Raw genomic sequence first — 25,603 nt, 5'->3', positions numbered from 1 at the left:
GCCCGGCTCGGAGTGCTTTAGTGTACTAAAACCCGCCTCAAAACGTACCCCGCAGCCAGGGCGCGGCTACGCCCGCCCTCAACGCCAGTGCTTGCGCCGATGATGCCGGTACACGCCCGCGAGGGTCAGCGAACGCGCGGCGGAGAACACCGCGAAGGAGAACCACAGGCCCTGATTGCCCCAGCCTCGGCTCGCCCACCACACCAGCAGGAACAGCGCCAGCGACACGATCACGGTATCGCGCATCTCGCGCGTGGCCGTCGCCCCGACGAACACGCCGTCGAACAGGTAGCTCCAGACCGTCAGCGCGGGCATCGCCACCAGCCAGCCGAGATGCGCCCCGGCAACGGCCCGCACGGCCGGCAGGTCCGTGAGCAGGCCGATCAGCACATGGCCCGCGACCGCGAACACCGCCGTGGCGAGCACGGCGGTGACCACGGAAAACCGCAGCGCAGCACGCACCGAAGCGGCGAACAGGGTCCAGTCCCTGCGTCCGGCCGCCTTGCCCACCAGCGACTCGGCCGCCTGCGCAAAGCCGTCCAGGCCATAGGCGGTCAGCATCACGTACTGCATCAGCACGGCGTTGGCGGCCAGCACGATGTTGCCCAGATCGGCGCCACGCGCGGTAAAAAACGCAAAAGCGAACAGCAGGCACAGCGTACGCACGAAAAGATGCCGGTTGACCACGAACAGCTCGCTGTAAGCCGACAGACGCCACAGTCGATGGCGCGGGACAGGACCGCCGCCCAGCTCGCGCAGTTCGCGGCGAAGCAGCCACAGGCCGACGCCGAGGGCGGTGTAGTCGGCAATCGCCGAAGCCCCAGCGACACCGTTGCTAGTCATGCCCAGGCCGAGCACGAAGGTCACGTCCAGGGCAATGTTGACCACGTTGGTCAGCGCCATGATCACGAAGGTGACGCGCGCATTGCCGAGGCCCAGGAACCAGCCGAGGATCGCATAGTTCGCCAGCACCGCGGGCGCGGACAGCAGGCGGATGTGAGCATATTGGGAGGCCAGCGCAGCGCTATCCGCGCTGCCGCCCAGCAGATACAGGCCGAGCCGCACCAGCGGATGGCCGAACACGATGAGCGCCAGACCGATCGCGGCGGCCACGATCAGCGACTGGCCGAGCAGCGCCCGCACCGTCTCCACGTCCTGCCGGCCTTGCGCCTGCGCGGTCAGACCAGTCGTGCCCATGCGCAGAAAACCAAAGCCCCAGTACAGAAAACTCAGCAGCGTCGCGCCCAGCGTCACCGCGGCAAGATAGCGCGGCGCCGGCAGGTGGCCGACCACGGCAGTGTCAACCAGTCCGAGCAGCGGAACGGTCAAATTGGACAGGATGATAGGCCAGGCCAGACGCCAAACGGCGCCATCCAGCCTCTGCGTGGAAGCCTGCATGGAAATACCTTGGAGCCACGGGCGGGGAAGCGCTACAGCATACCGGCAAACGCGGACCGACTTGCACCATAACGGCCACTAACCGGATGATGCACGTTCCTCGCCGGGAGACGCCATGGACCATCGCCAGCTTGCCTTCCTCTGTGCTCTCGCCCGTGAGCGCCATTTCGGACGTGCCGCGGCGGCCTGCCATGTCACCCAGCCGACGCTGTCGGCGCGTATCAAGCAGCTCGAGGAGGAACTGGGCACACCGCTGATCCGCCGCGGACGCCGCTTCGAAGGGCTGACGGCCGAAGGCGAGCGTGTGCTCAAGCACGCGCGCTTGATACTCAACGAGTTCGACGCGCTGCGCAGCGAACTCGATGGCAACGCCCCCATTTTCGGTCGCCTGAGCGTCGGCAGCGTACCCTCGGCTCTGGGCGAAGCGACTGCCTTCCTGCCGCATCTGCGCCGGGCCCATCCTGGCCTCGCCATTACAGTGCGGGAACTGGCGACCGGTGCACTCGCACAGGGCCTGGAAACCGGCGACCTCGACCTGGCGCTCGGCTACCTCGATTCCCCCGCCATGGCCGGTTTCGCGCATCGCCCGCTGTATCAGGAATATCCCGCGTTGGTAGCCGCGCGCGAGCATTTCGAGCTGCCCGACCAGCCCGAGTGGAGCGATCTGACCCGCTTCCCGCTATGCCTGCTGACTCCGGAAATGCAGCAGCGCAGGCTGCTCGACGCCCATTTGCTGGACAGCGGACTGGCGGCCGCGCCGCTGGTCGAGACCGATTCAATCGTCACCCTGGGCGAACTGCTGTGCAGAGGTGTCGGCGTTACGGTGCTGTCGGATCGGCTGGTTTCGCAATGGGCCATGCTGAACCTCGACGTCCGACGGCTACCCGGCGGCGGGGCGCGGATGGGACTGCTGTGGCGCGCCGGACATCCCCGCAATCGGCATCTGGAAGCGGCGCTGGAGGTGTGGCGAGGGAATGCAGCCGAAAGCTGACCCTCGACTGCACAAATGACCCCAAGACGATTCGGCGTCCAGGTGGGCCTTCTTCGATAGCGTCTATCACGTGATCATCTTCATCAATTAGCCAAATCCCCCGGTCCCCCATTAGCATCCAATAACCAAGCGTCGCACTGGGGTTTGTTCGCGCCATTGCGCGGTGCGCTTTGAGCGGCGCATGCTGGAGGACGCAACACAATGACCGACGAAAACACGCTGCAGACGGCTCTGGACCACCACCTGGAACAGGGCGAACGGGCGCTGGACGCCGCTTTGCTGGCCTTGCTGGAAACCCACGGCGAGGCGCCGCTGGCGCATCTGGCCCACACGCTGGGGGTAGAGCACGCTCAGGTACTGCGATCGGTACACGGACTGGCCGAACGCGGCCGGATATACGTACTCGGCAGAGTCGGGCCCGGCCAGCGGGCCGCATTGGCCTCGGAAGACGAAACGTTCAGGCCCGTTCCGGTCCCGGGCTGACAGCGGCACGGACTCCATCGGCCGGCGGGACGATCCGCCCCTGCCGGCCGGCAGTCACGGCAACAAATGCCGCCTCAGTGCTCCGTGCGCGGCACCGCCGGCTGACCCTCGGCAGAGAAAATCGCTTCGACATCGACCGCATCGAAGCCGTAGTGCGCCCCGCAGAACTCGCAATCCACTCCGATTCCGCCCTGCTCGGCCACGATGCTCTCGGCTTCCTCCCGCCCCAGACCGCGGATCATCTCCACCACCCGTTCACGCGAGCAACCACAGTGGAAACCCACCGGCTCGCGCTCGAACAGGCGCACGTCCTCCTCGTGATAGAGACGATGCAGCAACTGGGCGGCCGACAACTCCAGCAGTTCTTCCGCGGTCACCGTGTCGGCCAGAGCGACGCTGCGCTCCCAGGCGTCGGGATCCGGCACCTCGCCGGGCAGCGCCTGCAGCAGCAGGCCGGCGACGCCGTGCTCTCCCGCGGCCAACCACAAGCGAGTCGGCAACTGTTCCGAACGGTCGAAGTAGTCGCGCAGCGCATCGCTCAGGCGTTCGCCTTCCAGCGCGACGATGCCCTGATAACGCACACCTCCCTTACCCGGATCGATATTGAGCGCGACATGCCCGCGCCCGCACAGCGCCGGCAGGTTTCCCGCCTCCGGCGTGCCTTGCCAATGCGCCAGCCCACGCACGGTGCGCCGGCCGTGTCCCTCGGGCTCGCCGCTGCGCGCGCGGCCGACCTGCGCCTGGGTCACCAGCATGGGTACGGCGCCGTCGCCGCGTATCTGCAGCGTCAGCGAGCCGCTGAACTTGATCGTGGCGGACAGCAGCACGGTCGCCGCCAGGGCTTCGCCGAGCAAGCCGCGCACGGCCTCGGGATAAGCGTTGCGCTCGAGCAGCGCCTTCCAGGTAGCGTCGAGGTGAATCCACTCGCCGCGCACGTTGGTACGCTCGATCAGAAAACGGTGCAGGCTGTCACGTTCGGTCATGGTGGAATAGGCGTGCGCTGGCTTCGCATCGCCGCCTCGAATCGAAGAATACGGGGCGGGGCCTGGGACATTGTGCCCCAGGCCCCGTGAGGTTTCAGCCGTCAGCCGGCCAGTTTGCGCTTGAGCAGTTCATTCAACTGCTGCGGATTGGCCTTGCCCTGGGTGGCTTTCATCGCCTGGCCGACGAAGAAGCCGAACAGTTTGTCCTTGCCGCTGCGGTACTGTTCCAGCTGTGCCGGGTTGGCGGCAATGATCTCGTCGATGATGCTCTCGATCGCCGAGGCGTCGGTAATCTGCTTGAGGCCGCGGGCCTCGATCACGGCGTCGGCATCGCCTTCGCCGGCCCACATCGCCTCGAACACTTCCTTGGCGATCTTGCCGGAGATGGTGTTGTCCTCGATGCGCAGCAGCAGCCCACCGAGCATCCCGGCGTTCACGGGGGCGTCGGCGATCTCGCGGTTGTCCTTGTTGAGGAAGGCGGAGAAATCGCCCATCACCCAGTTGGCGGCGAGTTTGGCGTGTCCGCCGCTGGCCGCGACCACCGCCTCGTAGTAGTCGGCCAGTTCACGGCTGGTGGTGAGCACGCCGGCGTCGTAGGCGGACAGGCCGTGATGGGTCATGAAGCGATGCTTCTTCTCGTCCGGCAGTTCGGGCAGGGCCTCGCGCACGGCTTCCAGGAAGGCGGCATCGATTTCCAGCGGCAACAGGTCCGGGTCGGGGAAGTAGCGGTAGTCGTTCGCCTCTTCCTTGGAGCGCATGGAGCGCGTCTCGTCCTTGTTGGCGTCGTACAGGCGCGTTTCCTGCACCACCGAACCGCCGCCCTCGATGACGTCGATCTGACGTTCGATCTCGTAGTTGATCGCGCGCTCGACGAAACGGAAGGAGTTGAGGTTCTTGGTCTCGGTGCGGGTGCCGAACTCGTGGCTGCCTTTGGGGCGCACGGATACGTTGGCGTCGCAGCGGAAGGAGCCTTCCTGCATGTTGCCGTCGCAGATGCCGAGGTAGCGCACCAGCGTGTGGATCTTCTTCATGTAGGCGACCGCTTCCTTGGCCGAACGCATGTCCGGTTCGGAAACGATCTCCAGCAGCGGCGTGCCGGCACGGTTGAGGTCGATGCCGGTGGCAGCCTGAAAATCCTCGTGCAGCGACTTGCCGGCGTCCTCTTCGAGGTGCGCTCGGGTCACGCCGATGGTCTTGGTCTCGCCGTCATCGAGTTCGATCTCGATGCTGCCCAGGCCGACCACGGGCAGCTCGTACTGCGAGATCTGGTAGCCCTTGGGCAGGTCGGGATAGAAATAGTTCTTGCGCGCGAACACCGAGCGCTCGGCCACCGCGGCGCCGATCGCCAGGCCGAACTTGGCGGCCATGCGCACGGCTTCGGCATTGAGCACCGGCAGCACGCCCGGTAGGCCGAGATCGACCGCGCAGGCCTGCGTGTTGGGCTCGGCGCCGTAGGCGGTGGAGGCCCCGGAAAAGATTTTGCTGCGGGTGGCGAGCTGGGCGTGGATTTCCAGCCCGATGACGACTTCCCATTCCATAGCGTCGTTACCTGATGATTCGATGTCTGCGACTTACTCGAAGCCGTGCGGGGCGCGGGTGTGCCAGTCGGTGGCCTGTTGGAAGCGGTGCGCGGCATTGAGCATGCGCCCCTCCTCGAAGTAATTGCCGATGATCTGCAGTCCGACGGGCAGGCCGTCGGCGAAACCGGCCGGTACGGACATGCCCGGCAGGCCGGCCAGGTTCACCGCGATGGTGTAGATGTCGGACAGATACATGCTGACCGGATCGGCGGCCTTCTCGCCCAGGCGGAACGCAGTGCTCGGGCTGGTCGGACCGAGGATCAGGTCGACTTCTTCGAAGGCGCGGAGGAAATCGTCGCTGATCAGGCGACGCACCTTCTGCGCCTTGAGGTAGTAGGCGTCGTAATAACCGGCCGACAGCGCGTAGGTACCGACCATGATGCGCCGCTGCACCTCGGGGCCGAAGCCTTCGCCGCGCGAACGCTCGTAGAGGTCGGTCAGATCCTTGGGATTTTCGCAGCGATGGCCGAAACGCACGCCGTCGAAGCGCGATAGGTTGGACGAGCACTCCGCCGGTGCGACCACATAATAGGCCGGCACGGCCAGATGCGTGTTGGGCAGGCTGACCTCCCTGACCTCGGCGCCCAGACTCTTGAAGGTCTCGACCGCAGCCTCGACCGCGGCGGCCACGCCGGCATCCAGACCCTCGCCGAAGTATTCCTTGGGCAGGCCGATGCGAAGCCCGCTCAGGTCGGCGTCGAGTCCGGCGGCGTAGTCGGGCACCTCGCGCTCGATGCTGGTGGAGTCGCGCGGATCGGTGCCGGCCATGGCGCCCAGCACCAGCGCACAGTCCTCGGCGGTGCGGGCGAATGCGCCGCCCTGGTCGAGGCTGGAGGCGAAGGCGATCATGCCCCAGCGCGACACGCGGCCATAGGTGGGCTTGATGCCGGTGATGCCGCACAGCGAAGCCGGCTGGCGGATCGAGCCGCCGGTGTCGGTGCCGGTTGCTGCCGGTGTCAGGCGCGCGGCCACCACGGCAGCGGAGCCGCCCGAGGAGCCGCCGGGCACGCGTTCGGTGTCCCAGGGGTTGCGTACCGGGCCGTAGTAGCTGTTTTCGTTCGACGAGCCCATGGCGAACTCATCCATATTGGTCTTGCCCAGCATCACCATGCCGGCTTCGCGCAGGCGCTCGACCACTGCGGCATCGTAGGGCGCAACGAAGTTGTCCAGCATGCGCGAACCACAGGAAGTACGCACGCCGTCGGTGCAGAAGAGATCCTTGTGCAGCAGCGGGATACCGGTCAGCGGTCCGGCCTGGCCGGCGGCGATGCGCGCGTCGGCGGCGTCGGCCTGAGCCAGAGCCTGTTCCTCGGTGACGGTGATCACGGCGTTGAGTCCGCCGTCGAGACTGCGGATGCGCTCAAGGAAATGCCGTGTCAGTTCGCGGCTGGTGACCTCGCCGGCACGCAACGCGGCGGACAGCTCTGCGATGGTCTTGTTGTGCATATTGGTATTCCGTGAATAGACGGTGGCTCGTTGCGCCGCCGGAAAGGCGGACGCGACGCAGCGGGAATTACTCGATGACCTTGGGCACCAGGTACAGGCCGGCCTCGGCCTGCGGCGCCAGCGTCTGGAAGCGCTCGCGCTGATTCTGTTCGGTCACTTCGTCGGGACGCAGGCGCTGGCTGGCGTCCTGTGGATGGGCCATGGGCATGACGTCGGCCGTGTCCGCAGCATCGAGCTGCTCCACGAAGGCGAGGATGGATGACAGGTCGCGGGCATAGCCCTCGACTGCCTCTGGCTCAAGCGCCAGGCGGGCCAGGTGTGCAATGCGGACGACCTCGTCGGAACCGAGGGACATGCGGAAATCCTCTAATGTGCTGAGCTGAATTGCCAGCCCCGCAGCGTGCGACTCGCACCTCGCGCCAGATCTGGCGGCGGGCGGTTCGCGCAAACGGTTGCCGGGGCGTCAAAAACTACCACAAACGCGCCTTGCCCAAAACCCACCCTGTTGTTAGAGTACCGCGATTCTTGCCCCCCCACTTCGGATCTCCAGCAACCGCGCCCATGCTTGGCTTCCTATCCAACGACTTGTCGATCGACCTCGGCACCGCAAACACCCTGATTTACATGCGTGATAAAGGCCTCGTTCTGAACGAGCCCTCGGTCGTCGCTATTCGTCAGGACCGTGCTGGCGGCATGAAATCCGTCGAGGCCGTCGGCCTCGAGGCGAAGAGGATGCTCGGCCGCACACCAGCCAACATCACCACCATCCGTCCGCTCAAGGACGGCGTGATCGCCGATTTCACCACCACCGAAAAGATGCTGCAGTTCTTCATCAAGAAGGTGCATCAGCATCACTGGTTCCGGCCCAGTCCGCGCGTGGTGGTCTGCGTGCCCTGCGGCGCGACCCAAGTGGAACGGCGCGCGATTCGCGAATCGGTGGCCGGCGCCGGCGCGCGCAAGGTCTACCTGATCGAAGAACCGATGGCGGCGGCGATCGGCGCCGGCCTGCCGGTTGACGAGCCCAAGGGCGCCATGGTGCTAGACATCGGCGGCGGCACCTCTGAAGTCGCCGTGCTGTCGCTCAACGGCATCGTCTATTCGGCCTCCGTACGCATCGGCGGCGACAAGTTCGACGACGCCATCATCAACTACGTACGCCGTAACTACGGCATGCTGATCGGTGAAGCCACCGCCGAACGCATCAAGTTCGAGATCGGCTCGGCCTACCCCGGCCGCGAACTGCGCGAAGTCGAGGTAAAGGGACGCAACCTGGCCGAAGGCGTACCGCGCAGTTTCACTCTCAACAGCAACGAGATCCTCGAAGCGCTGCAGGAACCCCTATTCGGCATCATTGGCGCGGTCAAGACCGCACTCGAACAGACCCCGCCCGAACTTGGCGCCGACGTGGCCGAGCGCGGTATCGTGCTGACCGGTGGCGGCGCGCTGCTGCGCGACCTCGACCGCCTGATCATGGAAGAAACCGGCGCGCCGGTAGTGATCGCCGACGATCCGCTGACCTGCGTCGCCCGCGGCGGTGGCCGGGTGCTCGAACTGATCGACAAGCACGGCTCCGACTTCCTGGCAATGGAATAAGCCGCGCCAGGCGCTGCGCTGTTCGAGTAAGCATCTGCGAAACGCCGCCGCGGCAGCCGGCTGAGGCAAGAGGTTACAGCCATCAAGCAGCCACTTTTCAATATCGGCCCGGCGCTGCACCTGAAGACGTTCCTGCTGGTGCTGGTATCGGTGGTTCTCATGACCGTCGACCAACGCTTCACCGCCTTGCGGGAAGTTCGCTATTACCTTCAGTACGCGGTCGCGCCACTGCGCGAGGCGGTCGCGCAGCCGGAGCGCACCTTCGCCTGGCTGAGCGCCGAGCTGTCCTCCCATCAGCAGTTGATCCACGAGAACGCGACGTTGCAGCAGCGGAACCTCCTGCTGCAGGCCCGGCAACAGAAATTCGACGCGGTCAGCCAGGAAAACGCTCGCCTGCGCCGACTGCTCAACGCCTCCGAACGCACCACCGCGCGGGTCAAGATCGCGCGGCTGCTGTCGGTCGACCTCGACCCCTACACGCAGCGCATCGTCATCAACCAGGGCAAGCGCGACGGCGCCTATCTCGGTCAGCCCGTGATCGACGCCAACGGCCTGCTCGGTCAGGTCATCCAGGTCGGCCCCTTCAGCTCCGAGGTCCTGCTCATCTCCGACCCGGGCAGTGCCGTGCCGGTCATCGACGTGCGCAGCGGCCTGCGCCTGCTGGCCGTAGGCACCGGACAGTCCGACTCGCTCGGCCTGCGCAGCGCGCCCAATACGGCGGACATTCGGGTCGGCGACCAGATCGTCACCTCCGGGCTGGGCGGACGCTTTCCCCCCGACTATCCGGTGTGCACGATCGCCTCGATCGGACGCACTCCCGGTGACCCCTTCGCGCAGGTCAGCTGCCGCCCGGTCGCCGCACTCGGCCGGCATCGCGAGGTGCTATTGATCTGGAATACACCCACGCACAATCCGGACAAACCGCCCGCACCCGCCCCCAAGGCGTCCAAGCCATGAGTCGAACACGCGGCGCCGTGGTCGGCATCTGGCTGACCCTGATCGTGGCCATGGGCCTCCACATCATCGCCCTGCCCCAGGCCCTGGTGCCGTTCCGCCCGGACTGGATTGCCCTCGCTGCCGCCTACTGGAGTATGGCGCTGCCGCGGCGCTTCGGGCCCGGCAGCGCCTGGATCTTCGGACTGCTGCTCGACGTGCTCAGCGGAACGCTGCTCGGCCAGCACGCCATGGCGCTCGCCGTACTGTCCTATCTGAGCATCCGCGTACACCAGCGCGTGCGCGTCTATCCGCTCTGGCAGCAGGCCATCAGCGTGGGCTTCATGCTCGCCGTGTATCGGCTGCTCATCCTGTGGGTCTACGGCATCACCGGGCATGCTCCAGGCACCTGGGCCTACTGGTTCCCGCTGGGCACCGACATACTCATCTGGCCCGCGGTATACCTGTTGCTGCGCGGATTCCGCCGCAGGCTCAACTTCGGCAGCTGACGCACGACACTCGCCCCGCCCCCGGAGACCGGCTACGCTGTCGGCAAGCCAATCGCCAATGGAGATCCGCTCATGGACGAACCAACCCGCACCGAGATCGAGGCCGCCGTTCTGCGCCGCCTGCTCAAGCATCTGCGCGAACGCACCGACGTGCAGAACATCGAACTCATGAATCTGGCCGGCTTCTGCCGCAATTGCCTGTCCAAGTGGTACCGCGCCGCGGCCGAGGAGCGCGACCTGGACATCGACTACGACGCTGCGCGCGAAATCGTCTACGGTATGCCCTACGCGCAGTGGAAGGAACGCTACCAGCGCGAAGCCACTCCGGAACAACAAGCCGCCTTCGCCGCCGCCAGCCGCAGCTCGGAGAACGAACCGGCATGAGCGACACAGATACGGTGCGCATCGACAGCGCACATGACCTCTACGTCGACACCCCCGAGGCGCTGGATGCGCTCTGCGAGCGGCTATCGGGTTCTCCCTGGCTGGCGCTGGATACCGAATTCATCCGCGAGCGCACCTACCGCGCCCGCCTGTGCCTGATCCAGATCGCCTCGCCGGAACTGGTCGCCTGCGTCGATCCGCTCGCCCTGCCCGATCTCGAACCGCTGCGCGCGCTGCTCACGGCGTCGAACACGGTGAAGGTGCTGCACGCCGCGCATCAGGATCTGGAAATCTTCCACCAGCTCTACGGCGCCGTGCCCGCCCCCGTGTTCGACACCCAGATCGCCGCCGCGCTGCTCGGCCTGGGCGAACAGATGGGCTACGGCCGGCTGGTTTCGGAGATGCTCGGCATCGACCTCGAGAAAGGCCACGCTCGCACCGACTGGGCCCAGCGGCCGCTCGACCCCGAGCAGATCGGCTACGCCGCTGACGACGTACGCTACCTCGGTGAAATCTATCTGCAGCAGCGCGAACGCCTCGCCGCACTGGGCCGCGTAGACTGGCTGGACGAAGACTTCCGCCGACTCAGCAACCCGGCCAGCTACACCGTCGATCCGCAGACGCAATGGACGCGGCTGCGCGGCATCCAACACCTGCACGGACGCCAGCTATGCGCCGCCCAGGCACTGGCGGCGTGGCGCGAGGAACTGGCGCAGCAGGCCGACCGGCCGCGGCGCTGGATACTGGCCGACGAGGTGCTGCTCGACGTGGCTCGCCGCATGCCGCGCAATACCGCCGCACTGGCGCGCATCCGCGGGCTGCCGGAACGCACGCTGGAACGCCACGGCAGCGCCCTGCTCGACCTGCTGGAGCAATCCCGCAACCACCCCGAAACGGACTGTCCGCAGCCGGCCGAACGCCTCGTTCTGAGCACCGAACAGGAAGCGCTGGCGGACCTGCTGATGGCGACGCTACGCCTCGAAGCCCAGCGCCAGAACATCGGCGCCGCCATGCTCGCCACGCGGCGCGAACTCGAACGCCTGGCCAGCGGCGACGACGACCTGCCCGTGCTGCGCGGCTGGCGTGCCCGCCTCATCGGCGACACCCTGCTCGCGGTACGCCGCGGCGAGCGTTGCCTGCGCGCCGATGAAAGCGGCGTCCATCTGGAGGACTGATAGCTCCGCTCACCCTTTCAGCTCTGTTTAAGCACGCCGGTCGCACACTGGCATCGTCACAGAGAACGGAGCGCACGGGGCGCTCCCGGCGACACGAAAGGAGAGCAATCATGAACAAGACCATTCTCGGCATCGCACTAACCGGCGGTCTGCTTGCCACCGGCATCGCGGGAAGCGCATTGGCCTCGGATCAGCTGCGCACGCAGGACCGCCTGCACACCGAAGACTGGACCCACACCCAGGACCGACTACAGTCGCACGACCGCATCCACCTCAAAGCGGTCTCCGACGACGGCTATGAATACCAGTTCCGCGGCGGCACCAAACACATGGTGCAGGAGCGGGCGGAGTACCGCTACCGCGTTCTGGACGGCGGCACCAACATGGGTGACGGAAGCGGCATGAACGGCGGCAAGTCGGGCAACGGCGGCCACGGCACGGGCAAAGGCCGGTAGTATTAGAGACCGGCATCCGCCCCCGCGGGCCGACCGCGGGGGCGAAACTTCGAGGCACACGATCATGCAGCCCCGCCCCTCACGACGTGCATCCGTTCGCCGCATCCTCGCGATGCTGGCGCTGTGCGGCCTTATCGCCGGCAGCGGCAATGCATTCGCGCGCGGCGGCGCGGGCAATGCCGGCGGCGGCAGCGCCGGGGCAGGCTCCGGCATGAACAGCAGCGGGAGCCACAACAGCCGGCCCGGACAGTCGAGCGACACCCTCCTCAACGGTCATGATGCCGCACCCGCGCCGGTCCCGATCAAGCTGCAGAAACTGCTCGAACGCCACCATCTCACACGCAGCCGCGTGCTCGACGCCGAGATCGATCGCAAGGGAGCCCTGTGGATCTACGAACTCAAGCTGCTCGGCCCTGACGGCGTCGTGCGCGAGCGTCGCTACAATGCCCTGAACGGCGACGCGCTGCCACACAATCACGACTGATGCGCCTACTGTTAGCCGAAGACGATCATGCGCTGGCCAGCCGCCTGAGCGAACGCCTGAGCCGGGAAGGCTACGCCGTCGATGCCGTCGACAACGGCGTTGACGCCGAATTCATGGGCATGGAGGAACCCTACGACGTGGTGGTGCTCGACCTCGGCCTGCCGCGCCGCAACGGCCTCGACGTACTGCGGCATTGGCGCGAGCAGTCGCGCACGCTGCCGGTGCTCATTCTGACCGCACGCGACGCCTGGCAGGAGAAGGTCGAGGGCTTCCAGGCCGGTGCCGACGACTACCTGGCAAAGCCTTTCCACACCGAGGAACTGCTGGCCCGTCTGCAGGCCCTGGTGCGGCGCGCCAGCGGACAGCCGGCGCCCGAACTCAGCGTGGCCGGACTCACTCTGGACGAAGGGCGGCAGATCGTGCGCTTGCCCGACGGAGGCGAGCTGGCGCTGACCGGCACCGAGTTCCGCCTGCTGCGCTACTTCATGCGCCACCCCGGGCAGGTGCTGTCCAAGACCCGCCTGACCGAACACGTCTACGCCTACGACGACGATCGCGACAGCAACGTCATCGAGGTCTACATCAACCGACTGCGGCACAAGCTCGGCCGTGAACGCATTCAGACCCGCCGCGGCCAGGGTTACGTGATGAACGCATGACCTCGCTGCAGACCCGCCTCAGCGTCTGGCTGACCGGCATTCTGCTGGTCTTGTTCGCGCTCGCCTGGCTGGTCACCGACATGGCGCCGCAGCGGCTCACCCAGCACTACGTCACCGCCCGTCTCGAGCACGACGGCGAGACCCTGCTCGCCGGCCTGAGCCGCGCCTCCGACGGCAAGCTCGGCATTGCGCCGCGCTTCGTCGCCCCGGTCTATCTACGGCCGTTCTCGGGCCACTACTACGTCATCCGCGCCGGCAGCGACGTGCTGCGCTCCCGCTCGCTGTGGGACTACAAGCTCGACGCCGGACCACCGCCCGCCGGCTCCTCCGCACGACTCAGCAGAGTGACCGGCCCGCAGAACCAGCATCTTCTCGTGTGGCAGCGCCGGGTCACGCTGCAGGGGGAAACCGTCGATCTGACCGTGGCCGAAAACCTCTCCGCGCTGGACGCCGACATCGCCCGCTTCAGGCGCTACCTGGCGCTGTTCACCGTCATCGCGCTAATCGCCGTGCTGCTGCTGCAGCGTCCGGTGGTGCGCGGGGTACTGCGCCCTCTGCAGACCATTCGCCGCCAACTCGGCCAATTGGAGCGAGGCGAGCGCGATCGTCTCGAGGAGGACGCTCCGCGCGAGATCCGCCCTCTGGTGCACGAACTCAACGCCTTGCTCGAACGCCTCGGAGCACGCCTGGAACGCTCACGCAGCGCCACCGGCAACCTGGCGCACGCGCTCAAGACGCCGCTGGCGCGCCTGCAGCAGATCAGCGAGTTCGAAAGCACCGCGCTCCCCCCCGACGTCCGCGGCGACCTCGCCCAGGCGATCGGCGACATGCGCGCCAGCATCGACCGCGAACTCAAGCGCGCACGCATGGCCGGCGGCGGCGTACCCGGCATGCGCCTGCGGCTGGACACGGAGCTGGCGCGCCTGGCCGAAGTCACGGGCCGAATCCATCACGACCGTACGCTGGAAATCGAGACCGAGCTGCCTGCCGGACAAACCTTCTCCGGCGACCGGGAGGACATGCTGGAGCTGTTCGGCAACCTGCTCGACAACGCCTGCAAATGGGCTCGCGGGCGCATCCTGCTGCGCGTCGAGGCCGACGCCGCAGGCGCCCTGCATGCCTGGGTGGAAGACGATGGTCCCGGCGGCGACCCGCAGACGCTGGCCAGCTTGACCGAGCGCGGCGCCCGGGCCGACGAACACGTCGCCGGACACGGCCTGGGGCTGGCCATCGTCAGCGACATCGTCGCCCAGTACAACGGACGCTTGGCCTTCGGCCGCTCGGAGGTGCTGGGCGGGCTCAGCGTCGAGATCGACCTGCCGCCGGGCGGGCGGCGCAGCGAGGCGGGTTGAAGCGCAGGCGGGCTATTTCTTGCCCGGCGCGAAGTAGTAGTCGGTCAGCACGGCCACGTCAGTGCTCATCTCGCGGATCAGGCGATCCAGGCTGATGATTGCGTACTCCAGCAGATTCACCGTGATGAAGGGCTGTTCGACGCGCATGCGGTCGTACATGGCCCGCGACAGCTTGAGCAGGCGCGTCTTGTTGCGCGTGGCGCGCATGCGTGTCAGACGCGGTTTACGGTCGAAGAACGACATCTCACCCATCAGCTCGCCCTGGCGGCGGCGCCCGACCTCGGTTTCCATCGAGCCGGTGTCGTACAGCAGCACGATCTCGCCCTCGACGACGAAGAACAGCGCCTCGCCCACCTCGCCGATGTCCATCACGATCTGCCCGCGGTCATAGAACACCTCCTCTGTGAAATCGAGGATGGTTTCCACTTCCTTGGTGGTCAGAGAGGCGCACAATCCATGCTCGCTCAGGAAAGCGACCAGATCCTCGACTTTTTTCGGCATCTCGGAACTCCCCCAATCAATTCTTCGAATCCCAACCGCGCGCGCAGTATAACAGCCTGCCTGGCTCGGTAAGGGACGCGATGCATAACCCACTACGTGGACGGCACTGGCTTGCGCGGTGTACTCCGTGCGCATCATCCCGCTCATACATTCTTTTGGCGTGTATCAAGCGACCGGCGAAAACGCTAGGCTTGTGAGCAATCCCCTGCGCCGAAACCCGCAAAACCATGTCCATCCCCCTGCTCGATCTGCAACGCATTGCCACCAATTTCGCGCCCCACAGCATTCTGCTGGTGACACCGCCCGATCACCCGCTCGCGGCGTCCCTGGCCGATCGACCCGAAATCCTGCGAGTCGACGCAACGAATCTGCTCGAGGGCAAGACCGATATGCCGCCGCGCCGTCGCCTCGCACTGGTCGCGGACACGCTGGAGCATCTGTCGGCGAGCCGCGGCGAAACACTGATCGCCCTGCTGCGCGACCGCCTGGCCGAAACGCTCTACTGTCTCGCCGACCCGGAGCAATGGCCAGCGCCGCGCATGCTCGCGCTCGGCCTTCAACCGTTCGACGTCTATCCCCGCGATGGCGGCGCAGCGCTTTACCACTTCGACCTCTACGACTACAAGCGCACGCCCGATTGGCTGAATCCGTGCAACTGGGCAAACCCAGAGCAATGGAACAAGCACCGCTGGTAGAGCCGGCTTGCGAGGAACAGTAGAATGGCCGGCTCACTCACCCTAGAACGCAGAGCAAAGCCGCAGCACGCGGCGCCCGGACCTGCGCAGCCGGAACGGCCGTGGCGTACACGGTGTCCGAAGGAGACCGAATGACCCCCGAAGCAGTACAGCAAATGATAGAACAGGACATGCCCGGCAGCCGCGTCGAGGTGCAGGGCGACGGCAGCAAATTCGAGGCGCAGGTAGTGAGCGATGCCTTCGCCGGCCTGTCCACGCTCAAGCGCCATCAGAAAGTCTACACCGTGGTCGGCGAGCACATCACCAGCGGCGCCATCCACGCGCTTACCATCAAGGCCTACACGCCGGAAGAATTCGCTGCGCGCTGAGCGCCGCGGCGAACATCACTGCAGCCGCATGCCCTCGCCGTCGCTCGCCAGTTCGCGCCGCACCCGCTCGTCGGACACTGGAAAACCTTCCAACGCATCGTCGATGAGCCGGGCGAGCGGCGCGTCCATGAAGCTGCCGCACAGACCGACGATCACCTTCTCCGCAGGCTCCAGAACGACCCTGGCAGCCGTATCCGCCTCCATCAGCTTCAGACCGAGCATGTGTATCGCGGCCAGATTCATGTCCAGCGAGAACAGCAGGCCGTTGCGCTGCATCAACTGCCCGGATTCTTCCTCGGCGAGTTCGGCACGCATGTTCTTGAGCACTCCCGACACTTCGGACAGACATCCGCGCATCAAGTCGATGATCAGCCGGCCTTCAATACGTTGCGACATCGAGATACTCCCAGCCACGCCCACCGTACTGAGCGCAGACGGGCGATTCGAATCGGAAACGGCGATTGTATACTCGCCACTGCGTCAGCGCTGCCGCCGGACACGCCGATGATCAGCCCCAAGGGCCGCGAGGAGATACTTCAGCTGATCCGTTCCGACCTGGTCAACGACTGGACGGAAGTCGACCGCACGCTCAAGAACGTGGTGCGCATGCTGCTCAGTCAGCGCCCGGACATCGTGCGGCTGTATTTCCTGCCCGGCGTATGGGCGCAGATAATCCAGCTAGAACGCAAGCCGGCCGCCGCGGTTATTCTCACCGCGCTCAAGGGCGTGATCGTCGCCGAAAGCGGTGCCCCGGAAGTGCTCGGCGCCGAGCAGGCGCGCTTCTACCTCACCACGCGGATTCCGGCCTACATGGAAATGGCGCGGACCTGGTGCCGGGAACACCCCGAGGCCTGCCCGCGCGGCTGGAACCGCGAACCGCCACCCTTGCCTCTGCAGCTGGACAAGCCCGGGAACGACGCATGCTGACCCTGGCCGAGATGTCTCCGGCGGATTTGCGCGGCCTGGTACGCGATTACGGTCTCGAACTCGCATGGGTGCCGCAGGGTACGCGCATTCCGGGCTCGTACTGGGGCGCTCCCGAAGCCGGTCTGATCGGCAACACCGTCCATGTCCGGCCCGACACGCCGCTGCACTCGCTACTGCACGAGTTCTGCCATGCCGTGTGCATGGACGCCGGGCGGCGCGCGCAGTTGCACACCGATGCCGGCGGCGACGTGCTGGAGGAAAACGCGGTGTGCTACCTGCAGATCCTGCTCGCCGACCGGCTGCCCGGCGTGGGCCGGGAACGGCTGATGCGCGACATGGACGCCTGGGGCTACAGCTTCCGCCTCGGCAGCACCGCGGCCTGGTTCGCCGAAGACGCCGAAGACGCGCGCCTGTGGCTGCGCGAACACGGGCTGGTCGACGAACGAAACGCCCCGCTGCCGCGTCTGCGGCAATAGGACAAGAATCAAGGCGCCATCCATGGCGTAACAACGCTTTGCCCGGCATCCAGCCGGCAAACCTGGCAAACCCCGTATCGAACCGCAGCGCAGACGACCCTCAGCGCGACAACGAGCGCAGCGCTGCCGGATTCCAACCGCCGCCGAAACTGCCTGGCAGCGGCATTCCGGCGTCGACCACCTCATCACCCTCGTGCAGACGATCGACGCGCTTGTGATCGGCCCAGTGCAGCAGCTGCAGACGGCCATCGTGATCTTCGACCAGTGCGGTGCAATGCTCGACCCAATCGCCGTCGTTGCAGTACAGCGTATCGCCGTGGCGCTCGATCCCGGCCTTGTGGATATGCCCGCAGATGTAGCCGTCGTAGCGCTCGTGCGCCGCGGTACGCGCCGCAGCCTGCTCGAAACGGCGCACGTAGCGCTTGGCCCCGCCCACCCGCGACTTGATCCAGGACGACAGCGACCAGTAGGGGCGGCCGAAGCGACGGCGCAGGCCGTTGGCCTGGCGGTTCAACCACAGCAGCACGCCGTAGAAACGGTCGCCGACCACATGCAGCAGCGGATTGCCGCGCACCATGGCGTCGAACTCGTCGCCATGGCTGACGAAGAAGCGTCGCCCATCGGCACTGGCATGCACCGCATCGCGACGGATCTCGATGCCGTTGAAGCTCACGCCGACGAATTCGCGCAGGGTCTCATCGTGGTTGCCCGGGATGTAGACCACACGGCAACCCTGCTCCGCCTTGTCGAAAAATGCCTGCAACACGGCGCTGTGGGCGGGCGGCCAGTGCACGTGGCGCCGCATGGCCCACAGATCGACCACGTCGCCGACCAGATAGAGCGTCTCGGCATGGGTGTTGCGCAGGAAGTCGAGCAGGTACTCGGCGCGGCAGTCACGGGTACCAAGATGGATGTCGGAAATGAAAATGGCGCGATATTCGAGCGGCTGCATCGCGACGGTCTCCCATCAGCCTCGTTGGCGGCACTATGGGGGAGCAAGATGACGCCCGGACTGCACTGGCTTGACGGTGTTGTGACGATGAGGCGACCAGACGTGAACATGCGGCCTCGGGAGGGCCTTCCCGTCATCCCTTCAGCGCCTCTTGCAGCGCCTCCACCGCCAGTCTCAGAACCTCCACCCGCGCGAAGCGCTTGTCGTTGGCGGGAATCAGGTGCCAGGGTGCGTATTCGGTACTGGTGCGCACCACCATCTCGTTGATCGCGGAGCGGTAGTCGTCCCAACGCTCGCGATTGCGCCAATCCTCCTTGCTGATCTTGTGCTGCTTGTAGGGCGTATTCTCGCGCGCGGTGAAGCGCGCGAGTTGCTCTTCACGGTCGATGTGCAGCCAGAACTTCAGCACCACCACGCCATGTTCGACCAGTTGCGCCTCGAAATCGTTGATCTCGTGGTAGGAACGCGCCCATTCGGGCTGGGTGGCGAAGCCTTCGACGCGCTCGACCAGCACGCGGCCATACCAGCTGCGGTCGAACAGCGTCCAGTAACCGTCACGTGGCAGGTGGCGCCAGAAACGCCACAGGTAATGGTGCGCGGCCTCCTCGTCGGTGGGCGCGGCGATCGGGACGACGCGGTACAGGCGTGCGTCCAGCGCACGCACCAAACGGCGGATAGTGCCGCCCTTGCCGGAAGCGTCCCACCCCTCGAACAGGGCCACGATGGGTTTGCGCGCGTGGAAGACATCCCACGCGAGGCGGTTGAGTTCGGACTGGTAGTGCTCGATCTGGTCGCGATATTCCTTGCGCTCCAGCACTTCGCCGAGATCGACATGATCGAGCACGGTAATGCGCGCGTCCTCGCCCTCCGGCAACGAGGGGGCATGCGAGGTCTTGAGTTCGACGCCGTCCGGTGGCGCTGCCAAACGCGTTTCAATGGCCTCGAGCAGGGTGCGGCCGATGGTCAGATCCCGGTAGCGGCGGTCGGTAGCCTCGATAAGGTACCAGGGCGCTTCGGCGGTGTCGGTCTCGCGCAAGACATGTGCGCTGACCCGGGCGTAGTCGTCATAACGCTTGGCGTAGTGCACGGTCTCAGGCGCCATGTGCCAGTGGCTCTGCGGGTCCTTACGCAGTTTCCTGATCCGCGCAGACTGTTCCTTCTCCGACAGATGGCACCAAAACTTGACGATCAAGGCTCCGCCCGCAACCAGCATCCGCTCGACGTCCGCGATGCGCGTCAGCTCGGCCGCGTGCGCGGCATCGTCGTCGTGCTCCTCGACGCGATCGTAGATGGTCTGGGTGTACCAGGCGCCGAACATGACGGCAATGGAACCAGCCGGCGGCAAGGTACGCCAGAAACGCCACCAGCGCGGGCGCTGGGTTTCCTCGTCGGTCTCGTCCCAGTAGGCATGTACCTGCACGCCGCGCGAATCGAACCATTCAAACAGGCGGTTGACGACCTGCCCCTTGCCGGCCCCGGACACGCCGGCGATGACCACCACCACCGGCAGGCCGGCTTGGCGCGCCGCGCGCTGCGCCTGCAGCAACCTCGCGCGCAGTTCCGGTTCGGCCTCGTCGAACTCGTTTTTGCTGAGCTTGCGCCCCAATTCGGCTGCTTCGAACATGATCTCGTCTCCTGCCGCGCCGATCGTACCAGCTGTCTCGCTCGTAGTGTAACGGCCTGTGCCCAGACTGCACGAGCAAGATTTACCAAGCCGATCACGCTTGCCCGCGCCGCCAAGTGCCCGTAACCTGCAGAATCTTGGCTTGTGACGAAATACTAATTGAGGCTCGCACTCATGACCGACGCCAGCAGCGGCGTGCCGCAGGACAGCACCGATTTCGCCATGCTCCGCTTCAACATGGTCGAACAACAGATCCGCCCCTGGGACGTGCTCGATCCACGCGTACTGGACGTGCTGGGCAGCCTGTGGCGACATCATTTCGTGCCCCCCGACCAACAGCGCCTCGCCTATGGCGACCTGGAACTGCCGCTCGGCCACGGCGAACACATGATGGCGCCGAAGGTCGAAGGCCGCCTATTGCAAGCGCTGGCACCGCAAGCTCACGAAACAGTGCTCGAAATCGGCACGGGCAGCGGCTTTCTTGCCGCCTGCCTAGCGCACTTGGCCGCCCGGATCGACAGCGTCGACATCATTCCGGATTTCAAGCACAGCGCACGTCCGCGCCTGGCCGAACTAGGCCTGCTCGACCGCGTGGCGCTGCGTACCGGCGACGCCGCTCACGGTTGGTCGCACCAGCGCGAGCGCTACGATGTGGTAGCCGTGACCGGCTCGCTCCCGACGCTGGAAATGGCCGCCCCCTTCGAACGTCTGCTGAACCCCGGCGGACGCATGTTCGCCGTTGTCGGCGTGGCGCCCGTGATGGAGGCCATGCTGATCACCCGTAGCGGCGAACATGCCTTCAGCCGCATCAGCCTGTTCGAGACTTCGCTCGCGCCGCTGCGTGGGCTCAGCAAACCGGCGGTTTTTCAGCTATGAAATGACGGCAGCGCGGCGTTTTGCAATCAAACAATCATTTGATTGAACTCAGTCGCCGCGCTACCATTACAGCATTTCCAATCATTTGATTGAAAGTGGCCGTCGCGCTACCTCGCGACACGTTCCAGGCGCCGGCCGTCCAAGCGCGAGCCTGTACGGTACGGATACCAGACCGGAAGCCGGCATGCCGTATCGGCGTACTCCGGCCGGACATAGGGCGCCTTCACAATCCGCAACATACGGAGTCACCGATGAAAATCCGTCAGGCAATGCTCGGCCTGCTCGCATTCGGCGCCCTGCAGACCGCCTCAGCAGCCGACCTCATGCAGATCTACCAACAGGCCCGCATGAACGATGCCCAGTTCGCGGCCGCCCAGCAACAGTACAAGGCGCTGCGGCAGAATGCCCCGATCGCCCAGTCGGCACTGCTGCCCCAGGCCAATCTCAGCGCCAACGTCGCGCGCAACCACATGCACTATAACGGCGTCGTGTCCCAAGGCGCGGCCGTGCCCGACGGATCCAAGGAGTACAATAGCAACGGCTACACGGTGAGCCTCAGCCAGACGCTGTTCAACTACAGCGACTGGGCCGGTCTCAAGCAGGCCGACAAGGCCGTGGCTGCAGCCCAGGCCAACCTCGACGCCGCCAGCCAGAGCCTGGTCCTGCGCACCGCCGAAGCCTACTTCAACGTGCTGTCCGCCGAGGATCAGCTGCGCTTCAGCAAGGCGCAGGATCGCGCCATCCGACGCCAACTCGATCAGGCCAAGAAACGTTACGAAGTCGGCCTGGTGCCGATCACCGACGTCAAGCAGGCGCGGGCCAGCTACGACCTGGCCAGGGCCCAGACGATCAAGGCACGCAGCACGCTGGACACCGCGCGCGAAGCCTTGACCGTGATCACCGGCCAGGGGCAGGAACCGCTGGCGCCCCTGGCCGGCAAACTGCCGCTGGTTTCACCCAAACCGACCAACATGCAGAAGTGGGTCAAGGCGGCGCTGCAACAGAATCTGTCCCTGGTCGCCGCGCGCTACAACGCCGAGGCCGCAGGCGAAGAGGTCAGCAAGCAGCGCGCCGGCCATTACCCGACGCTCGATCTGGTCGCCAGCCACAGCTATAACGACAACGGCACCGGAGCCTCGCAGTCCGGTAAGATCACTGATGACGCCATCGCCCTGCAGCTCAACGTACCGCTGTTCTCCGGCTTCCGCGTCAGCGCGCAGACCGACCAGGCACAGTACAAATACATGCAGGTACAGCAAGAACTCAAGGGGCTGCAGCGCCAAACCATCAGCCAGACCCGCTCCGCCTACCTGAACGTGCAATCCTCGATCAGCCAGGTCGAGGCACTGCGCCAGGCGGTCGAGTCGAACGAGGCGTCGGTCAAGGCGACCCAGGCCGGCTTCAAGGTCGGCACCAAGACCTCGCTTGACGTGCTTACCGCCCTGTCCGACTTGTACAAGGCACAGAGCGAGTATTCGCAGGCGCGCTACACCTATCTCGTCGACACGCTGCGCCTGAAGCAAGCGGCGGGCGTTCTGACCACGGCCGACATCGAGCGCATCAATGCCTATCTGGCCGGCTCCGACACCCAGCAGAAGAACGCGCAGTAGGGATTCACTCTCCTTACACAACAAACGAAAAGGCGGTGGATGCCCGGCATCCACCGCCTTTTTTCATCCCTGAGCCCGGGTAGAAGACGATCCCGCCCCCTGGCCACGACAGCCGCCTAGGCAGACGCCGGAGACAACGCGTATTCCACGCGATTGCGCCCTGCCTGTTTGGCACTCAACAAGGCATCGTCCGAGGCCTGAACGAGCGCTCCGAAATCACTCATCCACTCCCGGCGCTCGGCCACGCCGGCACTCACGGTCAACTGAATCGCACCGCGCTCGGTCATCGCCGGGGTCAGGCTGACGATCGTACACAGGCGCTCGGCCACGGACCGGGCCTGCACCATGTCCACGCCCGGAAGCAGCACGGCAAACTCCTACCCCCCCATGCGCCCGACCAGGTCAATTTCACGCAGATCACGCTTCAGCAGCCGGGCGAGATGCTGCAAGACCGCATCGCCCACCGGATGTCCGTAACAATCGTTGACGGACTTGAAGTGATCCGCATCGAAGCTGATCAGAGCCACCGGCTGATCACGCCGCACGGCATCGGCAAAACCACGTTCCGCCAGTTCCAGAAAGTGCGGCCGGCTGTACAAACCAGTGAGCGAATCCGTGTTGGCGCGCCGCAACAACTGCTGCTCGGTCCTGCGTTGTTCCGTCACGTCGCTCAGAAACAGCAGCGTAGCGGGACTTCCTCGCCAGTCGATGGCCACCGCCCGGATCTGCAGCCAACGGCTCGCACCATCGCCGTCGATCAACTCGAACGCATCCGCATCCGGCGCCCCGGAATCCTGTTCCGTTAGCCGCAGCAGTTCCGCCAGCCCCTGACGTTCGTCCGGCGCAAAGAAATTGACGAAGCGCATGCCAAGACAACCTTTATGCGTGCTGCGCAGCAGACCTGACGCCCGCGGATTCGCCAACACCACTTGACCGGTCTGCACGACCATAATGCCCTCCAGCGCATGTTCAATCAGCTCACGGTAGCGCTGCTCGCTATCGTGCAACTGCTGCATTATGTGGCGGCGATACTCGAGTTCCTGCTGCGCAGCACTGAGTTCCTGCCTAACGTCGGTCAGCTCGCGCAGGATGGCCAGGATCGGTTGGTGCCGCATGGTCTCGCTGCGATGCTGTGTCTGCCAGTGCAGATAGCCCCACAGCACCGGCGTCGCGACCAGCGCAACCGCCACACGCTCGGAGAACGTACCCGCGAGTATCGACAGATAGCCCGGCTGACCCGCGAAGGCTGCGGTGTTGAACAGCACGACGTCTAGCAGCATCACGCCGAGCAGGGTGAAAAAGGTACGCACCACCAGCGGCACGCCCCTAAAGTGGTGATGCATGTATTCCCATGCCACGGCGAGGAACACCATGTCAGCGATGGTGGTCAGTACCGAAGCGGTGTTGATGCGCAAGCTCGGCACCGGCACCTGGCCCAGCGGCGTGGTGCTCGACAACAGCATCTGCAGGTGCAGCACTATGGCGAACAGCGGCATCAGCACGGAGATGCCGACGATGGTGGAGATCGCCGTACGCGCCGCCTTGGGGCCGTCGAAGACGTAGATCACGAACACCGCCAGCAGCAGGGCGGTAAAGAAGACGGTGGAACCGACCAGGAACGTTACCGGGCCGACGGTGACCTTGACGTGGGCGTCGGTCACCCAGGACATCACCGCGGTCAGGCCGCCGATCAGGGCGTAATAGTGGGCAAGACCGAACAGCCGGCGCAGCGAATGGGCGAACAACACGAGTCCATAAACGCTGAACGCCTCGATCAGCAATACCCAAGCTTCCACCCCTGCTGCCCCCCACGCATTCGGCGATGCAATCGCGGGAGTTTACCGAATACCCCTGTCGTCGGCACGTAATAGGGCACTCATCATAATATGCAAAGCCGCCCGACATCGCCCTGAGCGGGGTCAGCACAACACGCTCAAGCGGCAAGCGCGCTGTGCTGACCCCGCTCATCGCGCCGTAGACGGATCTTCTGGCTTCGGCGTTCGGCCTTGCGAGTTTTGCCGTGGGCCTGACCTTTGCCGAGCAGAGGATGATCGTGCAGCCGGTTTCGGGGTGGTTGCCCGGTTTTCGGGCGGTTTGGTTTGCGCATGGCAGTTTCCTTGTGGGTGGTTTGTTGGTGCGTGGGCTTATAGCGTCATGCGGGGGGGAGATTCAAGCCGATGCAGCGGGCGGCACTGTGCGGTTCGCTGAGTGGCTGGGGTCGACGGCGGGCGGGGACCAAGGTGGAATTCCGAGCCGGCGCGAAGTACTCGCCGACCACGGGAGTCTGTTTCGTGCGCGATTCGAGGTGTGGGACTTCTCTCTGCTGAGGTGACGCGCCCGAGTACCCTTCTTTGCACGCCCAAAGAAAGGTACGAAAGAAAGGCGCCCGAAAGGCCTTGACCCTGACGGGCAAACCTCGAACGCCCACCCCGGCACGGGGTCGGGCGGCATGGAAGCCGCCCGAGCAGGCTTTGCCAGGAGGGCAAGTGCCTGCGGTGCCCCGTGACGGGGTGCACGCTCGAGGCAAGGCCGAACGGGAAGCGGCAAGTCAAAACAGAACGTAGCCCAAACACTTGGGCTGCGCATTCGGCTATCGAAACGTGGGTTGGGGTAAGCGCAGCGCACCCCAACCCGGGCGGTGCAGATCATGTTGGGGTTCGTTGCACTCACCCCAACCTACGGAAACCGGGTTTTGACGTTGAGCCTCCCTGATCGCTTGCCTCGCGAGCGTGCGCCTGGTCGGGGGGGCCGGCAGGGAAGCCGGCCAAGCGGCCCTTCGCCCGGACGGCGAATGGCTGCGGGCCCCGTTCAGGGGTACGTTCGCGAGGTTCCCCGTCAGGGACAAGCACAGCACTCTGCGCCTGTGTCATTGGCGGCTGCAGCGACTCCAGGCTGTTTCGCCACAAGGCGCGTCGCGCAGGGAAGGCTCATTGCCTTCACCAGCGGCGCAACACCGGGGCGGGACAGCCTGGAGGCGCCCTTCGGGTGGGCTGGTGTGCGCCCAGGGCTGCGTTGCGGCGCTTGCCAAGGGCTCGGGCCATTGCCTGCGCGCCGCGCCTTGCCCTGAACCCACGCCAGCCTACTGCAGTTGCGAATGGCACAGGTGCAGAGTGCTTTGGGGGTGCGTTTCTTTCGCCGGTTTCTTTGCG

Annotated in this window: 26 protein-coding genes and 1 pseudogene; 17 read left to right on the top strand and 10 right to left on the bottom strand. The window is 65.6% G+C overall.

Going from position 1 to position 25,603, the window contains the following annotated elements:
• Positions 1 to 78: 78 nt before the first annotated feature.
• On the bottom strand, positions 79 to 1,398 hold the full coding sequence (locus tag P8014_RS08435; RefSeq protein ID WP_337816871.1) for an MATE family efflux transporter: 1,320 nt from the start codon (positions 1,396 to 1,398) through the stop codon (positions 79 to 81).
• A 115-nt stretch (positions 1,399 to 1,513) separates the two neighbouring features.
• Here P8014_RS08435 and P8014_RS08430 point away from each other — a divergent pair, with 115 nt between their 5' ends.
• Positions 1,514 to 2,389: a LysR family transcriptional regulator gene (locus tag P8014_RS08430; RefSeq protein WP_337816870.1), complete on the top strand. Its 876-nt coding sequence runs from the start codon at positions 1,514 to 1,516 to the stop codon at positions 2,387 to 2,389.
• 201 nt (positions 2,390 to 2,590) lie between these two features.
• Positions 2,591 to 2,872: a hypothetical protein gene (locus P8014_RS08425; RefSeq protein ID WP_337816869.1), complete on the top strand. Its 282-nt coding sequence runs from the start codon at positions 2,591 to 2,593 to the stop codon at positions 2,870 to 2,872.
• A 74-nt stretch (positions 2,873 to 2,946) separates the two neighbouring features.
• Here P8014_RS08425 and hslO read toward each other — a convergent pair whose 3' ends face one another.
• The 4 genes from hslO to gatC all read right to left on the bottom strand — a co-directional run bounded on the left by hslO (position 2,947) and on the right by gatC (position 7,236).
• Positions 2,947 to 3,855 carry an Hsp33 family molecular chaperone HslO gene (gene hslO / locus P8014_RS08420; protein ID WP_337816868.1) on the bottom strand — a complete coding sequence of 303 codons (909 nt, stop codon included), beginning with the start codon at positions 3,853 to 3,855 and terminating at the stop codon, positions 2,947 to 2,949.
• A gap of 101 nt (positions 3,856 to 3,956) precedes the next feature.
• Positions 3,957 to 5,393 (bottom strand): Asp-tRNA(Asn)/Glu-tRNA(Gln) amidotransferase subunit GatB, encoded by a 1,437-nt coding sequence (gene gatB, locus P8014_RS08415; RefSeq protein ID WP_337816867.1) that lies wholly within the window; start codon positions 5,391 to 5,393, stop codon positions 3,957 to 3,959.
• Between the two features lie 33 nt (positions 5,394 to 5,426).
• Positions 5,427 to 6,881 carry an Asp-tRNA(Asn)/Glu-tRNA(Gln) amidotransferase subunit GatA gene (gatA, locus tag P8014_RS08410; protein WP_337816866.1) on the bottom strand — a complete coding sequence of 485 codons (1,455 nt, stop codon included), beginning with the start codon at positions 6,879 to 6,881 and terminating at the stop codon, positions 5,427 to 5,429.
• 67 nt (positions 6,882 to 6,948) lie between these two features.
• Positions 6,949 to 7,236 carry an Asp-tRNA(Asn)/Glu-tRNA(Gln) amidotransferase subunit GatC gene (gatC, locus tag P8014_RS08405; protein WP_337816865.1) on the bottom strand — a complete coding sequence of 96 codons (288 nt, stop codon included), beginning with the start codon at positions 7,234 to 7,236 and terminating at the stop codon, positions 6,949 to 6,951.
• Between the two features lie 206 nt (positions 7,237 to 7,442).
• Between gatC and P8014_RS08400 the strand changes: the two genes are divergently transcribed.
• From P8014_RS08400 to P8014_RS08360, 9 genes are all read left to right on the top strand, one after another.
• Entirely contained in the window at positions 7,443 to 8,474 is a 1,032-nt protein-coding gene (locus tag P8014_RS08400; protein WP_337816864.1) for a rod shape-determining protein, read from the top strand.
• 60 nt (positions 8,475 to 8,534) lie between these two features.
• On the top strand, positions 8,535 to 9,431 hold the full coding sequence (mreC, locus tag P8014_RS08395) for a rod shape-determining protein MreC (RefSeq protein WP_337816891.1): 897 nt from the start codon (positions 8,535 to 8,537) through the stop codon (positions 9,429 to 9,431).
• A complete protein-coding gene (gene mreD, locus P8014_RS08390) occupies positions 9,428 to 9,916 on the top strand; it encodes a rod shape-determining protein MreD (protein WP_337816863.1) in 489 nt (162 codons plus the stop codon). The genes mreC and mreD overlap by 4 nt, the downstream gene beginning before the upstream one ends.
• 72 nt (positions 9,917 to 9,988) lie before the next feature.
• Positions 9,989 to 10,300 carry a DUF1244 domain-containing protein gene (locus P8014_RS08385; protein WP_337816862.1) on the top strand — a complete coding sequence of 104 codons (312 nt, stop codon included), beginning with the start codon at positions 9,989 to 9,991 and terminating at the stop codon, positions 10,298 to 10,300.
• On the top strand, positions 10,297 to 11,475 hold the full coding sequence (rnd, locus tag P8014_RS08380; protein ID WP_337816861.1) for a ribonuclease D: 1,179 nt from the start codon (positions 10,297 to 10,299) through the stop codon (positions 11,473 to 11,475). Before P8014_RS08385 ends, rnd begins: the two co-directional genes overlap by 4 nt.
• A 110-nt stretch (positions 11,476 to 11,585) precedes the next feature.
• Positions 11,586 to 11,930, top strand: a complete 345-nt coding sequence (locus tag P8014_RS08375; protein WP_337816860.1) for a hypothetical protein — start codon at positions 11,586 to 11,588, stop codon at positions 11,928 to 11,930.
• 64 nt (positions 11,931 to 11,994) lie between these two features.
• Positions 11,995 to 12,414: a hypothetical protein gene (locus tag P8014_RS08370; RefSeq protein WP_337816859.1), complete on the top strand. Its 420-nt coding sequence runs from the start codon at positions 11,995 to 11,997 to the stop codon at positions 12,412 to 12,414.
• Positions 12,414 to 13,073, top strand: coding sequence for a response regulator transcription factor (locus P8014_RS08365; protein ID WP_337816858.1), 660 nt, complete (start codon positions 12,414 to 12,416; stop codon positions 13,071 to 13,073). Before P8014_RS08370 ends, P8014_RS08365 begins: the two co-directional genes overlap by 1 nt.
• On the top strand, positions 13,070 to 14,425 hold the full coding sequence (locus P8014_RS08360) for an ATP-binding protein (protein WP_337816857.1): 1,356 nt from the start codon (positions 13,070 to 13,072) through the stop codon (positions 14,423 to 14,425). The genes P8014_RS08365 and P8014_RS08360 overlap by 4 nt, the downstream gene beginning before the upstream one ends.
• A 12-nt stretch (positions 14,426 to 14,437) precedes the next feature.
• On the opposite strand, the gene P8014_RS08355 is transcribed toward P8014_RS08360, so the two are convergent.
• On the bottom strand, positions 14,438 to 14,926 hold the full coding sequence (locus P8014_RS08355; RefSeq protein ID WP_337816856.1) for a cyclic nucleotide-binding domain-containing protein: 489 nt from the start codon (positions 14,924 to 14,926) through the stop codon (positions 14,438 to 14,440).
• A gap of 227 nt (positions 14,927 to 15,153) precedes the next feature.
• Between P8014_RS08355 and P8014_RS08350 the strand changes: the two genes are divergently transcribed.
• Complete coding sequence (locus tag P8014_RS08350) at positions 15,154 to 15,621, top strand: DUF6231 family protein (RefSeq protein ID WP_337816855.1); 468 nt, start codon at positions 15,154 to 15,156, stop codon at positions 15,619 to 15,621.
• Between the two features lie 131 nt (positions 15,622 to 15,752).
• Complete coding sequence (locus P8014_RS08345) at positions 15,753 to 15,989, top strand: BolA/IbaG family iron-sulfur metabolism protein (RefSeq protein ID WP_337816854.1); 237 nt, start codon at positions 15,753 to 15,755, stop codon at positions 15,987 to 15,989.
• A gap of 15 nt (positions 15,990 to 16,004) precedes the next feature.
• Here P8014_RS08345 and P8014_RS08340 read toward each other — a convergent pair whose 3' ends face one another.
• A complete protein-coding gene (locus P8014_RS08340) occupies positions 16,005 to 16,385 on the bottom strand; it encodes a hypothetical protein (RefSeq protein WP_337816853.1) in 381 nt (126 codons plus the stop codon).
• Between the two features lie 108 nt (positions 16,386 to 16,493).
• Between P8014_RS08340 and P8014_RS08335 the strand changes: the two genes are divergently transcribed.
• Positions 16,494 to 16,916 carry a hypothetical protein gene (locus P8014_RS08335; protein ID WP_337816852.1) on the top strand — a complete coding sequence of 141 codons (423 nt, stop codon included), beginning with the start codon at positions 16,494 to 16,496 and terminating at the stop codon, positions 16,914 to 16,916.
• Entirely contained in the window at positions 16,910 to 17,392 is a 483-nt protein-coding gene (locus P8014_RS08330) for a hypothetical protein (protein WP_337816851.1), read from the top strand. The genes P8014_RS08335 and P8014_RS08330 overlap by 7 nt, the downstream gene beginning before the upstream one ends.
• Positions 17,393 to 17,492: 100 nt before the next feature.
• Here P8014_RS08330 and P8014_RS08325 read toward each other — a convergent pair whose 3' ends face one another.
• Both P8014_RS08325 and pap read right to left on the bottom strand, forming a co-directional pair.
• Positions 17,493 to 18,344 carry a UDP-2,3-diacylglucosamine diphosphatase gene (locus tag P8014_RS08325; RefSeq protein ID WP_337816850.1) on the bottom strand — a complete coding sequence of 284 codons (852 nt, stop codon included), beginning with the start codon at positions 18,342 to 18,344 and terminating at the stop codon, positions 17,493 to 17,495.
• 133 nt (positions 18,345 to 18,477) lie between these two features.
• The gene (gene pap, locus P8014_RS08320) at positions 18,478 to 19,968 is read right to left on the bottom strand and encodes a polyphosphate:AMP phosphotransferase (RefSeq protein WP_337816849.1); all 1,491 of its coding nucleotides are present in this window, start codon (positions 19,966 to 19,968) and stop codon (positions 18,478 to 18,480) included.
• 174 nt (positions 19,969 to 20,142) lie between these two features.
• Here pap and P8014_RS08315 point away from each other — a divergent pair, with 174 nt between their 5' ends.
• Both P8014_RS08315 and P8014_RS08310 read left to right on the top strand, forming a co-directional pair.
• Complete coding sequence (locus tag P8014_RS08315) at positions 20,143 to 20,844, top strand: protein-L-isoaspartate O-methyltransferase (RefSeq protein WP_337816848.1); 702 nt, start codon at positions 20,143 to 20,145, stop codon at positions 20,842 to 20,844.
• Positions 20,845 to 21,095: 251 nt separating this feature from the next.
• A complete protein-coding gene (locus P8014_RS08310) occupies positions 21,096 to 22,454 on the top strand; it encodes a TolC family outer membrane protein (protein ID WP_337816847.1) in 1,359 nt (452 codons plus the stop codon).
• Between the two features lie 116 nt (positions 22,455 to 22,570).
• On the opposite strand, the pseudogene P8014_RS08305 reads toward P8014_RS08310, so the two are convergent.
• Positions 22,571 to 24,202: pseudogene (locus P8014_RS08305) on the bottom strand (diguanylate cyclase).
• Positions 24,203 to 25,603: the final 1,401 nt, after the last annotated feature.

Origin of the sequence: Acidihalobacter sp., from assembly GCF_037381185.1 — a bacterium.
Lineage (GTDB): Bacteria > Pseudomonadota > Gammaproteobacteria > DSM-5130 > Acidihalobacteraceae > Acidihalobacter_A.
Note: the sequence above shows the minus strand (reverse complement) of the source record. Positions and strands in the feature narration are given on the sequence as shown.